This window comes from Stenotrophomonas sp. 71799_Sma (assembly GCF_056482505.1).
In genome coordinates this window covers 3,830,830-3,844,231 of the sequence record NZ_CM151202.1, presented here as the reverse complement: position 1 = coordinate 3,844,231, position 13,402 = coordinate 3,830,830, and the positions used below count along the sequence as shown (strand labels likewise).

The window sequence follows — 13,402 nt, the reverse complement described above, 5'->3', positions numbered from 1 at the left end:
CTCCTGCTACGTGAGGAATGCCTACTCCAGTTTGCTCCAATCCTGCCTGCTTACCTGTACCAATGCGTTCCAGTCGTCTGGCGGATTTCCCCGCCCGAGCATCTTCTCGAACACTGCGTATGGATCTGACTTGCTGCCCGATGACCGCAAGGTCTGCTCGTCGTTGACCCAGGCATATACGATGACCTTCGCCTTCGAGTCGTACCGGAAGAACAGCCGGTACCGTCTTCCAAGTTTGGCCCGCCGCCAATGGCGATAAGCCGGCCCCATGGTGTTGCCCTGACGATATTCGTCGCGGGCTGGATCGCCCGGCACCACATCTTGCATCAACTGGACCAAGGCCCGGAAGAACTTGACGTTGGCGTTGGACCCGAAGCGCTCCGGGTCGCTCTCTTGCGCACGCAGCACAGCTGCGCGCAGTTTCATCATCTGCTCGATCAAGTTGTCGTGGAACAGCAGCGTCCAGCCATGCTGTTGCATCAAATTTCCACGTCCTCATCGAAATCGTCGGCCAGGCTCACCTTGTGGCCCGCATGCTCTAGCATCGTGCGAGCCAGATCCTTCGGCAACCCGCGAATGTTCCGGCCAGCCTCAATATCGCGGGCCAGAAGGGTCAGGAACGCGGCAATGGCGGGGTCTTCGTGCTCGGCATCAGCACGGGTCACGACGACTTCACTGCCACGCAGCTCGAACGCGAGCTTGCTGCCGGTATCGGCGCCAAGCGCCTGCCGGATTGACTTGGGTAGCGTGATCTGGCCTTTGGAGGTCAGCGTGGCAACTTCATGAATGGCAGGCATGGCGGTTCTCCTGGAGGCAATGCCTGCATTGTAAGGAAACTTCCTTACATCGTCAATGCGGTGGGGCCTCATGGCGTCCTCCCGAGTCCAAGAATCGGCCCATCGTAGGCTGGGAACAGCCCGCCTTCCCGCATCAATCCGGCCCCGCTGCAACCCGCATTGGTGGTGGACGATCAACGCCTGGCGCCCTATACCCAAAGGCTGTTAAGGGCCAAAAGGCCGAAAGGGGAAGGGAATGGAGTGCAAGGGGAAAGGCCCTACCTCGAAAAAGCAAAAAGGCCTCCCGGTCGGCCCGCCATCAGGACACCCTCATGCTCTCCCTGTTCCAGCGAAAACGGGCCTCGGTCGCTGCCGCTCCGTCGCCAACGCCAGCCACTGATCTTCCGAAAGGGCTGCTGCGGCCCGAGTCGGCCGCATCCCTACTGGCGATACCGCGCCGGCAAAAGCTGCTGGAACACATCTGGCAGCGCACATCGCTGTCGCGCAAGCAGTTCGCCATCCTCTATCGCGCTCCGCTGGAGTGCTACGCCGAGTTGGTCCAGCAGTTCCCTGCATCGGAGGCCCATCACCATGCGTACCCCGGCGGCATGCTCGACCATGGCCTGGAGATCGTCGCCTACAGCCTGAAGCTACGGCAGTCCCATCTGCTACCTATCGGCGCCAACCCCGAAGACCAAGCGGCGCAGTCCGAGGCCTGGACCGCCGCCGTCGCCTACGCTGCGCTGCTGCATGACATCGGCAAGATCGCCGTCGATCTGCATGTCGAACTGGCCGACGGCAGCACTTGGCACCCTTGGCACGGCCCGTTGCAGCAGCCGTACCGCTTCCGCTACCGCGATGATCGCGAGTACCGCCTGCACAGCGCCGCGACGGGATTGCTCCACCACCAACTGCTCGATCGCCAAATCCTGGACTGGCTCAGCGGCTACCCCGCGCTCTGGGGACCGCTGCTTTATGTTCTTGCCGGCCAATACGAACACGCTGGGGTGCTTGGCGAACTCGTCGTGCAGGCCGATCGCGCTTCGGTCGCCCTGGAACTGGGCGGCGATCCTGCCCGCGCCATGGTCGCGCCCAAGCACGCACTGCAACGCAAGCTGCTGGACGGGTTGCGTTACCTGCTCAAGGAGGAGCTGAAGCTGAACCAACCCGAGGCCTCCGATGGCTGGCTCACCGAAGACGGCTTGTGGCTGGTGAGCAAGACGGTCTCGGACAAGCTGCGCGCACACCTGCTGTCCCAGGGCATCGACGGCATCCCTGCGAACAACACCGCCGTGTTCAACGTGCTGCAGGATCACGGCATGTTGAAGCCCACGCCGGACGGGAAGGCAGTCTGGCGCGCGACCGTGATCAGCACGACGGGCTGGTCCCATTCATTCACCTTGTTGCGACTGGCGCCGGCGCTGATCTGGGAATCCGGCGAGCGGCCAGCACCTTTTGCCGGTACGGTGGCGATCGACGCGACGCTCGCAGAAAACGACGCCAGTGCGCCAGCTACCCCGCCTGCGGTCGTGATGAAGCCCGCCCAGGAAGACCAGGGGCCCCGACCTTGGGAAGGCGGCAGCGCCGCTGCCTTGGCTCCGCCGCCCACGGCCCACCAGGCCTTGCCCGACGCGCTGGAGGACATGCTCACGATGGTTGGCATGGGTGATTCGAGCGGCACCCAGCAAGATGCGGAAGTCGTTTCGAGCATGACGCCTGCCACGCGCCCCGAGGCGTCCATGCCAGCGATGGTCACGGTTTCACCGACGTCTATGCCCACGGCTGCGACATCGCCCTCAACGGCGCGGCCCTCCGGCGAGCACTTCATGACATGGCTGCAACAGGGCATCGCATCACGCCGGCTTATCATCAACGATGCGAAGGCGCTCGTGCATACGGTGAGCGATACCGCTTACCTGGTCAGCCCAGGCGTCTTCCAGCGCTATGCGCAGGAGCACCCACAGGTAGGCGCATTCGCCAAGCAGGAGAACCAGCAAGATTGGCGGTGGGTGCAAAAACGCTTCGAGCGGCTGCAACTGCATCGCAAACAAGCTAGCGGACTGAATATTTGGACTTGCGAAGTCACCGGGCCGCGAAAATCGCGCAAGCTACACGGCTACCTGCTTCTTCAGCCGCAATCGGTATTCGGTGACGTGCCACCAAACAATCCCTACTTGGCCGTGCTTCCGACGTGAATGACCAGACTCATTCAGCATCAGAAGATCCGCCGTCCTTGAGTTCGGCGAACTTCGCAGCCATTGTTGGGTTACCCCGAGTCAACTTCTTGATCGTCACGTCCTGCGCCTTGTCGTTCGCAAGTCGAAGATTCCTGTCGGTGCCAAGCAGGGCCTCCTTCGTCTTCTGTAGGTGGTCGATCGACTTGTCAATTTCATCGATTGCTGTCTGAAATCGCCTGGAGGCGAGGTCGTAGTTTTTCGCGAATGCGGTCTTGAACGTATCCAGCTGGGTCTCGAAGTTCGTGATATCGATGTTTTGCGCCTTCACGAGCGCCAGTTCCAATTTGTACTTGAGCGAATTCATCGCCGCATTTCGCAGCAGCGTGATGATGGGAATGAAAAATTGCGGCCGAACAATGTACATCTTCGGGTGGCGGTGGGACATATCAATGATCCCAGTGTTATATAACTCACTGTCCGGTTCGAGTAGAGAAACTAGCACCGCATACTCACAGCCCTTCTCGGTGCGATCCTTGTCGAGCTCCTTCAGGAAGTCTTCGTTCTTCTTCTTGGTGGCAGTTTCGTCATTCTCGTTCTTCATCTCGAACATGATCGAGACGATCTCGGTGCCAGCTTCATCGGAGTCGCGAAAGATGTAGTCTCCCTTGCTGCCGCTGCGCGCATCGTTGTCCTTCTCGAAATACGCCCTCGGAAATGCGGTGGCGCGAATTCGATTGAACTCGGTCTCGCAATGTTGCTCAAGGGGTCGCCTCAGAAAACGGAAAATAAGGGGTCTCCTCGTTTTCAGTGCAATAAGTGACGGTACGAAAAGCTAGCACTGGCGCGGAGGTGGTGTTGGTAGATCGTTGATTTCATTGACTTTCCTGTTCACTTTCAAATCTGCGATTCGTGGCGTCAAACCGTGGTCGGTTTCATCCATTGGTGCCAGTTATCGATGCATTTGGCCGCGAAGGCAGGATTTGGTCAGCATAGCGGTCAACCGGGAAGCGAAACACACCCCGCAAGTTGATGCTCTCCAGCCTGGTGGGCGCAATCTTCCCGATCAGTTCCGGTGGAATGACCTGGCGGCGGTTCGACCAGCGATCCAGGACCGCCTGCATCTGTGAGGTATTCCACGCCATCACGATGTTGGCCATCAGGCTCAACGCATCGGCCACAGCCTGCATTTCATCGACACGTTTGGCCTGCGCCGGGCTGATCCGGCCGGTATAAATGGCGCGCTTGAGGGCGTTAACAGCCTCGCCCCGATTGAGCACCCGGCGCAACTCGTTCCTGAAAGCGTCCTTGACAAAGTAGTCAGCCAAAAACGCCGTACGCAGCAACCGCCCCAATTGCACGCCAGCCTCATAGATTGGATCGCCCTGGGCGGCAGAACCGAACCGCGCAAGAGCTGCCACCGCACTGGCATGTCCGCTCATGACCGAGGCTGCCAGGTGCACCAGACTATCCCAATGCTTTTCGATCAAAGCGACGTCGACATTGGCTTCGCACACCGCAGCGATTTCTGCGGGCACTTTGGTGCCGCGTGGCACAAAGAGGTGGCGCTGTTTGAGTTCCTTCAACCGCGGGCAAAGATCAAAACCAAGCAAACGGGCATGTGACATGGCAAAGTCGGTGTAGCCATGGGTATCCACAGCAAGCTGGCTGGTCTCCAGCTTTTCTTGGCGGATGACACCTTCAATGGCCACGCCCGCCTGGCGCTCATTGAGCACAAAGGGCTGCGCATGGAAGATGCCCCACCGGTCTTTTACATGGGAGTAGATTCCAATGGAAGGTGTGTTGCGCCGAGGATCAAGCCGGGCTTGCCACACCCGTTTGGTGGTCTCCATGGTCATCATGTCAGAAGATGCCAAATCGGACCGCCCCCAGGTGGCGGCAATCGGGTGTCGCTGCATGAATTCCAGCACAGCCTGGCAGGCCTGGCTCAGACGCCGTTCGTCCCGCGCCCAGCGCATGGCCTGGCGAATGCTGGTGGCAGACAATTGCGGAATCATGCGCGCGCATTCGACCGCAGTCAGACTGGTGCCGTGGGCCATGATGCCGGCATAGACCATCAGCAGCTCGTCGGTAGAGCGCGGCTCACGTCCGAGCATGATCCAGCTAAAGCGCACCTGGGCGTCAACGGCCAGAATCACTTCCGGCAATTGAACCTCACCGATGCGGTGATCCAAAGCCGCGCGCAGCTTGGTCACTTCTGGGTCTTCGTCCTCTGCGGGCAATGGCGACAAATGGAGTTCATCATCCACGCGCAGTACGCCACTGCGGGCTGCAGCGGCCACCGCATCGACACCGGCAGTTACTCTGGCCAGCAAAGGCTTCAAGAAAGTGGCAGCCTTGCTGGGTAACGATAGACGGGCATAGTGTTTCTTGGACTCTGCCTGCCAACGCTCGTCCGTGAAGAACAAGCGCGCACGACCCCGAAAGCTCAGGCTGTGCTCAATCCAGACCGAGCCATTGCGCACCGCGCGGCGCAGGGCAAACAGGGTGGCCACCTCCAACGCCTGAAACGCCCGTTCCCGGTCTGGGCTGGAGATCGAAACCTGCCAGATCATTCCCAGACTTGGTGCCACCACTTCAACTGGCAGCTTTCTGGATCCTTTGAGATATAAAGCTTGCAGCTTGGCAAGGTACTCGATGGCAGGATGCTCGCCGGTGGCCTGCCAGGGCAGCTTTGCAATGGCGACGAGCAACGACCGCACGGGGCGAATTCCATCAATCAATCCCTCGCGGACCAGGGAGGCCCTGCTCGGTGGTTTGCGTTTCTGGGTTTCGGTGATCAAGGCTTCAAGACGGGCACGCAACTCAGCATCTGGCACCGCACCTTGCGCGCTCAAGGCAACAAGTTCGCCGAGCAGCGTTTTGTACATTGCGGCCCAATTGACGGTAGCGGGGACATCGGCGGCAGCCTGACGCCACAGATCGGCGATCCGGCGCTGCACCATAAGGATCAACTGGTCTGTGGTGGTGAACAGGCAATACCGAAGAAAGCATGCGACCTCCACGGTGCGCGCTGGCTCTTTGATCTTGGCTCCGGCTGAGGGCGGCCTGGAGACAAGTCGGCGCGCGTAGCGGCGCAAGATGAGATCGGGGATGTCTGCCAGGTGCTTATGAACGTCCAGCGTGTAAAGCAGGTCGATGCGCTCCAGTACCTCGCTGATTTGGCGGGTTGAGTGTTTCGCCGGTGCAGCCCATAGCCAACTCTGCTGGGTTTGTCCATCTGGGCGCAGCTCTGAAACTGAGGCTCGCCAGCGATCAAGTGTTGCTGGATCAACGCTGGCGGCGATGGCGGTGCCTGTTTCAACTTCAAGCTGGGCAAGTGCCGCCGCAATCAGTGTCCGAATTGCCCGCTCGTGCACGATCACCAGCTTGTTCTTGTACAGCCATTGACGCGCCCGCACGAGTAGCTGATCGCGGTCGGCGCAGCGCGCCACTTCGTCGCGCAGTTCACGTACCAGTGAGCGGCGCTGGTGCTCGCTCATCCACTGGAATCCAAGGACCGTGCAGGCTACTTGTTGGTGATCGAATAGCGTGCGCCCGCGTTCATACATGGCTCTCAGCGAGGCGACTTCTGGTGCTGCAATGCCAAGCTCGTTGCCAAGGTGGCGCCACAAGGCTACTGGAATTACCCGAAAGGCACCGAGCAAACGCCCACTCATGCGCAGGAAACCAATATGGAGCGCCAGACCAAGCTTGTGGGAATCACCTCGGCGTGCATTGATTGCGTCGCGCTCGGCACCATCGAAGGTGAAAAATGCCTTCATCTCGAAGTCGCTGATATCGCGGGGGAGCCCACGCATCCCCAAAAACGTTGTGTGCCAACCCTGCATCGTGAACCTCAAAAGTGGGAGGCCACCATACCCGTTTACAAAGCGAACAGGAAAGTCAATGAAATCAACGGTCTACCCAGACCACCCCCGCGCCAGTGCTAGCTTTGCGTACCGTCACTTATTGCACTGAAAACGAGGAGACCCCCCGGTAGCGCTGCTGCTCGAAACTGCGGTCGCGGATTTCACCCAGGCGGTTGAAAAACACTGCCCTGGCCAGCGCATTGCGCGCCTCGCCCTTGTTCAGGCCGGCATGCACGCGGCGGCGCAGTTCCACGCTTTGCAGCCAGTCCAGGATGAACAGCGTGCGCTCGATGCGGCCCAGCTCGCGGAGCGCCACGGCCAGGCCGTTCTGGCGTGGGTAGCTGCCGAGCTTTCGGAGCATCAGGGAGGCCGTCACCGTGCCCTGCTTGATCGAGGTGGCCAGCCGCAGGATTTCGTCCCAATGGGCGCGGACGTGCTTGATGTTGAGCGTGCCGCCGATCATGGGTTTCAGCGCGTCATAGGCGGCGTCGCCCTTCGGGATGTAGAGCTTGGTGTCGCCCAGGTCGCGGATGCGCGGCGCGAAGCGGAAGCCCAGGAGGTGCATCAGGGCGAAGACGTGATCGGTGAAGCCCGCCGTGTCGGTGTAATGCTCCTCGATCCGCAAGTCGGACTCGTGGTACAGCAGGCCGTCGAGCACGTAGGTCGAATCGCGCACGCCGACGTTCACGACCTTGGTGTGAAATGGCGCGTACTGGTCAGAAATGTGGGTGTAGAACGTCCGCCCTGGGCTGCTCCCGTATTTCGGGTTGATGTGGCCGGTGCTCTCGGCCTTGCTGCCGGTGCGGAAGTTCTGGCCGTCCGACGATGAGGTGGTGCCGTCGCCCCAGTGCTCGGCGAAGGGATGGCGGAACTGTGCGTTGACCAGATCGGCCAGCGCCGCCCCGTAGGTTTCGTCGCGGATGTGCCAGGCTTGCAGCCAAGCCAGCTTGGCGTAGGTCGTGCCGGGGCAAGACTCCGCCATCTTGGTCAGGCCCAGGTTGATCGCGTCGGCGAGGATCGTGGTCAGCAACAGGTTCTTGTCTTTGGCCGGGTCGCCCGATTTCAGATGCGCGAAATGCCGAGTGAAGCCCGTCCATTCGTCCACCTCCAGCAGCAGTTCGGTGATCTTGACGTGCGGCAGGATCATTGCCGTCTGGTCGATCAGCGCTTGGGCGGTGTCGGGTACCGCCGCGTCGAGCGGCGTGATCTTCAAGCCTGACTCGGTGATGATGGCGTCCGGCAGCTCGTTGGCCGTCGCCATACGGTTGACGGTGGCAAGCTGTGTTTCCAGCAGCGTCAGCCGGTCGTTCAGGTACCGGTTGCAGTCGGTGGCCACGGCCAGCGGCAATTCGCTGGCCTGCTTGAGGCTGGCGAATTTCGCGGGCGGCACCAGGTAGTCCTCGAAGTCCTTGAACTGGCGCGACCCCTGCACCCAGATGTCGCCGGAACGCAACGCGTTCTTCATCTCCGACAGCGCGCACAGTTCGTAGTAGCGCCGGTCGATGCCGGTGTCGGTCATGACCAGCTTCTGCCAGCGCGGCTTGATGAACTCGGTCGGCGCGTCGGCGGGCACCTTGCGGGCGTTGTCGCTGTTCATGCCGCGCAGCACCTCGATGGCGTCGAGCACGTCCTTCGCGGCGGGAGCGGCCCGCAGCTTGAGCACGGCAAGGAATTCCGGCGCGTAGCGGCGCAGCGTGGCGTAGCTTTCGCCGATGCGGTGCAGGAAATCGAAGTCCTCGGGCTGCGCAAGCTTCTGCGCTTCGGTGACGCTCTCGGCGAAGGCATCCCAGGACATGACGGCCTCGATGGCGGCGAACGGATCGCGGCCCGCCTGCTTGGCCTCGATCAGCGCCTGGCCGATGCGGCCGAACAACCGCACCTTGGCGTTGATCGCCTTGCCGGACGCCTGGAATTGCTGCTGATGCTTGTTCTTGGCGGCGTTGAACAGCTTGCCCAGGATGCGGTCGTGCAGGTCGATGATTTCGTCGGTGACGGTGGCCATGCCCTCGATGGCAAGCGCCACCAGGGTGGCATAGCGTCGCTGCGCCTCGAACTTGGCCAGGTCGGCGGGCGTCATCTGGCCACCCTCACGGGCGATCTTGAGCAGGCGGTTCTGGTGCACCGACCGCTCGATGCCAGAAGGCAGGTCGAGCGCCTGCCACGCTTTGAGGCGTTCGATGTGTTCCAGCATGTGCCGCGAATTCGGTTTGACGGGCGATTGGCGCAGCCAGGCCAGCCAGGTCGTTTTGCCGTTGTCCCGACGCTTGAGCAGATCGTCGAGGCGGCGGCGATGCGCGTCCGACAGCGGTTCGGCCAAGGCATCGTAGATGCGCCGGTTGGCGCGGGTGATTGCTTCGGCGCTCGCCCGCTCGACGGCGTTGAGGGCAGGCAGAATGACCGACTGCTGCCGCAGGTGCTCGATCAAGGTGCTGGCCAGCACGATGCCCTTGTCGGTCTGCAAGGCCATCTCGGTCAGCAACTGGACGGCCTGCCGGTAGTGGCCCATGGTAAAGGGCTGGAAGCCGAACACCGTTTGCAGTTCGACCAGGTGCTCGCGCCGGGTCTGCTCCCGCTGCCCGTATTCGTCCCAGCTTTCGACGCTGACCTTGAGCTGGTCGGCGACCAGTTTCAACAAGGGCGGAAACGGCGGCTCATCGACGCCCAGGATGACACCAGGAAAGCGCAGGTAACAGAGCTGCACGGCGAAGCCCAGCCGGTTGGCCGGGCCGCGCCGCTGCCGGATGATGGAGAGGTCGGTTTCGCTGAACGTGTAGTGACGGATCAACTCATCCTTGGTGTCCGGCAACGCCAGCAGGCTTTCGCGCTCGGCGGCGGACAGGATTGAACGACGTGGCATATTTACTGATCCGTTCTCAAGTATTGATACAGGGTTTCGCGACTGATTCCGAATTCACGAGCCAGCTTGGTCTTTTGCTCGCCAGCCTCGACACGTTGGCGCAGTTCGGCAATACGCTCAGACGACAGGGATTTCTTCCTGCCACGGTAGGCCCCGCGCTGCTTGGCGAGCGCGATGCCCTCGCGCTGCCGCTCGCGGATCAAGGCGCGTTCGAACTCGGCGAACGCGCCCATTACCGACAGCATCAGGTTCGCCATCGGCGAGTCCTCGCCGGTGAAGGTCAAATGCTCCTTAAGGAACTCGATGCGTACGCCGCGCTGGGTGAGGCCCTGCACCAGGCGGCGCAGGTCGTCGAGGTTGCGCGCCAGACGATCCATGCTGTGCACCACGACCGTGTCGCCTTCGCGCACGAAGGCGAGCAGCCGTTCCAGTTCGGGCCGCCGTGTGTCCTTGCCCGACGCCTTGTCGGTGAACACTTTATCCACCTGGATCTGTTCGAGCTGCCGTTCTGGGTTCTGGTCGAAGCTGCTGACGCGGACGTAACCGATGCGCTGACCGTGCAAGGTATCCTCCTGAGGGAAATGTGTCAGGAAGAAATCTATGACCCTTGACGGCGCATGTCAATCAATTCGGAAGGCAACTCTATTCTGACGATTTAGCGCCGGATGGTCTGACGCCAAGTTAGGGTATGCCTCAATCTGACGGTAGCGAGTCGCAGGCGTTCGGATCGGCATCGGTTTCGTTCCCTGTCTTGGCACGCGCTTCGAAGCGTTGATAACACTCCAACCCGCAGAAGTGCTCGACGTATTCCGCGCCTTCCGGGGTGAAGGCGGCATCGAGCGGGATTTCCTTGCAGCACACGCAGCAACTGGTGGTGGTCGAGTCTGTCGTTTTCAGAAGACGGCTGCACTGAACGTCAGAAGCCGACTGCACTATAGCAGCGGAGGGGTTGGATCCATCAGGCAACGACGGGCTGCTGCCGGCCATCAGCGGACGCAGGGAGGACTTTCCGCAACCGGCCGTTCGATGCGGCACCGATGGCCTTCGCGCAGGGGTAGTGAATCCGCCAGGATTGACTTGCGCTGCCCTACCTCTCACTAGTGAGGGGCGGCAGCGCATCAAGCGGTGAGCGCACTCCGGCACCGCCAACTTTCAGCACATGCGTGTAAATCATCGTCGTAGAGACGTCGGAATGGCCGAGCAGATCCTGCACGGTTCGAATGTCGTAACCGCTGCGGAGCAAGGCCGTCGCGAACGAGTGGCGGAGGGTGTGCGGTGTGGCGGGCTTCGTGATGCCTGCTTGTTCTACGGCACGTTTGAAGGCGCGCTGAAAGGTCTGGTCATACATGTGATGGCGACGCACGACACCGCTCCGTGGATCGGTCGAATGCGTGTGCTGCGCAAAAACCCAGAACCACGGCCAGGAATGCCCGGCGCGCGGATACTTCCGCTCAAGGGCGTCGGGAAGCGCAACGCCGCTGCGGCCCTCGGCCTGGTCCTTCAGCCACCATGCCCGTGCACGCGACAGCTGCTCGCGCAGGCTGGGTGCCAAGCTCTCGGGTAACATCAAGGCCCGATCCTTGGAGCCCTTGCCCTCCCGCACGATGATCGTGCCGTGATCGAAATCCAGATCCTTGACCCGCAGTTGCAAACCCTCACTGATCCGCATGCCCGTTCCATACAGAAGCTGGGCGAACAAACGATGCTCGCCTTCCAGAAAACCGAGGATGCGAACCACTTCATCCGGGGTCAGCACCACCGGCAAGCGCCGCGACGGCCGAGGTCTTCCGATCTCCTGAAGCCAGGGCAGATCCGTGCACAGCACCTTGCCGTAGAAGAACAGCAAGGCCGCCAATGCCTGACGATGCGTGGAGACCGAAACCTTGCGCTCGTTCGCCAGCCAGGACAGAAATGCCTCGACTTCGCTGCTGCCCAAGGTTGCCGGGTGACGCACACCGTGGAAACGGATGAAGGCACGAACCCAGTGGACATAAGCCTGTTCGGTTGGTAAGCTGTAATGCAAGTAGCGTATGCGCTCACGCAACTGGTCCAGAACCTTGACCGAACGCAGCGGTGGTAACGGCGCAGTGGCGGTTTTCATGGCTTGTTATGACTGTTTTTTTGTACAGTCTATGCCTCGGGCATCCAAGCAGCAAGCGCGTTACGCCGTGGGTCGATGTTTGATGTTATGGAGCAGCAACGATGTTACGCAGCAGGGCAGTCGCCCTAAAACAAAGTTAGGCCGCATGGACACAACGCAGGTCACATTGATACACCAAATTCTAGCTGCGGCAGATGAGCGAAATCTGCCGCTCTGGATCGGTGGGGGCTGGGCGATCGATGCACGGCTAGGGCGTGTAACACGCAAGCACGATGATATTGATCTGACGTTTCCCGGCGAGAGGCGCGGCGAGCTCGAGGCAATGGTTGAAATGCTCGGCGGGCGCGTCACGGAGGAGTTGGACTATGGATTCTTAGCGGAGATCGGGGATGAGTTACTTGACTGCGAACCTGCTTGGCGGGCAGACGAAGCGTATGAAATCGCGGAGGCTCCGCAGGGCTCGTGCCCAGAGGCGGCTGAGGGCGTCATCGCCGGGCGGCCAGTCCGTTGTAACAGCTGGGAGGCGATCATCTGGGATTACTTTTACTATGCCGATGAAGTACCACCAATGGACTGGCCTACAAAGCACATAGAGTCCTACAGGCTCGCATGCACCTCACTCGGGGCGGAAAAGGTTGAGGTCTTGCGTGCCGCTTTCAGGTCGCGATATGCGGCCTAACAATTCGTCCAAGCCGACGCCGCTTCGCGGCGCGGCTTAACTCAGGTGTTAGACATCATGAGGGACTCAGTGACCGCCGAAATTTCGACGCAACTATCCAAGGTGCTTAGTGTTATCGAGCACCATCTGGAACCGACGTTGCTTGCCGTACATTTGTACGGCTCCGCAGTGGATGGCGGCCTGAAGCCATACAGTGATATTGATTTGCTGGTTACTGTGACCGCAAGGCTTGATGACACAACGCGGCGAGCTTTGTTCAACGATCTTTTGGAGGTTTCGGCTTTCCCAGGCGAGAGTGAGATTCTCCGCGCTATAGAAGTCACCATTGTCGTGCACGAAGACATTATGCCGTGGCGTTATCCAGCCAAGCGCGAACTGCAATTTGGAGAATGGCAGCGCAATGACATTCTTGCGGGTATCTTCGAGCCAGCCACGATCGACATCGATCTGGCTATCTTGCTAACGAAAGCGAGAGAACATAGCGTGGCTTTGGTAGGTCCGGCGGCGGAGGAACTCTTTGATCCAGTTCCTGAACAAGATCTAATCAAGGCGCTGAATGAAACCTTGAAGCTATGGAACTCGCAGCCCGACTGGGCCGGCGATGAGCGAAATGTAGTGCTTACGTTGTCCCGCATTTGGTACAGCGCAGCAACTGGTAAAATCGCGCCGAAGGATGTCGCTGCCAACTGGGCAATGGAACATCTACCTGCCCAGCATCAGTCTGTCTTGCTTGAAGCTAGACAGGCTTATCTTGGGCAAGAGGAAGATCGCTCGGTCTTGCGCGCAGATAAGTTGGAAGAATTTATTCACTTCATGAAAAGCGAGATCACCAAGGTGCTCGGCAATGATGTCTAACAATGCGTTCAAGCCGATGCCGCTTCGCGGCACGACTTAACTTCGGCGTTAGATGCACTAAGCACATAATTGCTCACAGCCAAACTAT

At 60.3% G+C, this 13,402-nt stretch carries 10 protein-coding genes and 1 pseudogene; 3 read left to right on the top strand and 8 right to left on the bottom strand.

Annotation, left to right across the window (positions count from 1 at the left end):
* Positions 1-21: 21 nt before the first annotated feature.
* Positions 22-480, bottom strand: a complete 459-nt coding sequence (locus ACZK4Z_RS17815) for a type II toxin-antitoxin system YhaV family toxin (RefSeq protein ID WP_003158654.1) — start codon at positions 478-480, stop codon at positions 22-24.
* Positions 480-797 (bottom strand): type II toxin-antitoxin system PrlF family antitoxin, encoded by a 318-nt coding sequence (locus ACZK4Z_RS17810; RefSeq protein ID WP_003158655.1) that lies wholly within the window; start codon positions 795-797, stop codon positions 480-482. Before ACZK4Z_RS17810 ends, ACZK4Z_RS17815 begins: the two co-directional genes overlap by 1 nt.
* A 311-nt stretch (positions 798-1,108) precedes the next feature.
* Between ACZK4Z_RS17810 and mobH the strand changes: the two genes are divergently transcribed.
* On the top strand, positions 1,109-2,971 hold the full coding sequence (gene mobH / locus ACZK4Z_RS17805) for a MobH family relaxase (RefSeq protein ID WP_003158656.1): 1,863 nt from the start codon (positions 1,109-1,111) through the stop codon (positions 2,969-2,971).
* Between the two features lie 10 nt (positions 2,972-2,981).
* Here mobH and ACZK4Z_RS17800 read toward each other — a convergent pair whose 3' ends face one another.
* The 6 genes and pseudogenes from ACZK4Z_RS17800 to intI1 form a co-directional block, all read right to left on the bottom strand.
* Positions 2,982-3,683, bottom strand: a complete 702-nt coding sequence (locus ACZK4Z_RS17800) for a DUF2130 domain-containing protein (protein WP_230633233.1) — start codon at positions 3,681-3,683, stop codon at positions 2,982-2,984.
* 202 nt (positions 3,684-3,885) lie between these two features.
* On the bottom strand, positions 3,886-6,801 hold the full coding sequence (locus tag ACZK4Z_RS17795) for a Tn3-like element IS1071 family transposase (protein WP_003158660.1): 2,916 nt from the start codon (positions 6,799-6,801) through the stop codon (positions 3,886-3,888).
* A gap of 145 nt (positions 6,802-6,946) precedes the next feature.
* Positions 6,947-9,679: pseudogene (locus tag ACZK4Z_RS17790) on the bottom strand (Tn3 family transposase); the annotation flags it as partial.
* 2 nt (positions 9,680-9,681) lie between these two features.
* A complete protein-coding gene (locus tag ACZK4Z_RS17785) occupies positions 9,682-10,242 on the bottom strand; it encodes a recombinase family protein (RefSeq protein WP_003124096.1) in 561 nt (186 codons plus the stop codon).
* A gap of 130 nt (positions 10,243-10,372) precedes the next feature.
* A complete protein-coding gene (locus ACZK4Z_RS17780) occupies positions 10,373-10,666 on the bottom strand; it encodes a DUF3330 domain-containing protein (RefSeq protein ID WP_072266023.1) in 294 nt (97 codons plus the stop codon).
* 100 nt (positions 10,667-10,766) lie between these two features.
* On the bottom strand, positions 10,767-11,780 hold the full coding sequence (gene intI1 / locus ACZK4Z_RS17775; protein WP_000845039.1) for a class 1 integron integrase IntI1: 1,014 nt from the start codon (positions 11,778-11,780) through the stop codon (positions 10,767-10,769).
* A 145-nt stretch (positions 11,781-11,925) separates the two neighbouring features.
* Between intI1 and aadB the strand changes: the two genes are divergently transcribed.
* Together aadB and ACZK4Z_RS17765 are read left to right on the top strand one after the other, a co-directional pair.
* Entirely contained in the window at positions 11,926-12,459 is a 534-nt protein-coding gene (gene aadB / locus ACZK4Z_RS17770) for an aminoglycoside nucleotidyltransferase ANT(2'')-Ia (RefSeq protein ID WP_042852798.1), read from the top strand.
* 57 nt (positions 12,460-12,516) lie between these two features.
* Positions 12,517-13,314, top strand: coding sequence for an ANT(3'')-Ia family aminoglycoside nucleotidyltransferase AadA13 (locus ACZK4Z_RS17765; RefSeq protein WP_001424636.1), 798 nt, complete (start codon positions 12,517-12,519; stop codon positions 13,312-13,314).
* The last annotated feature ends 88 nt before the right edge of the window (positions 13,315-13,402 follow it).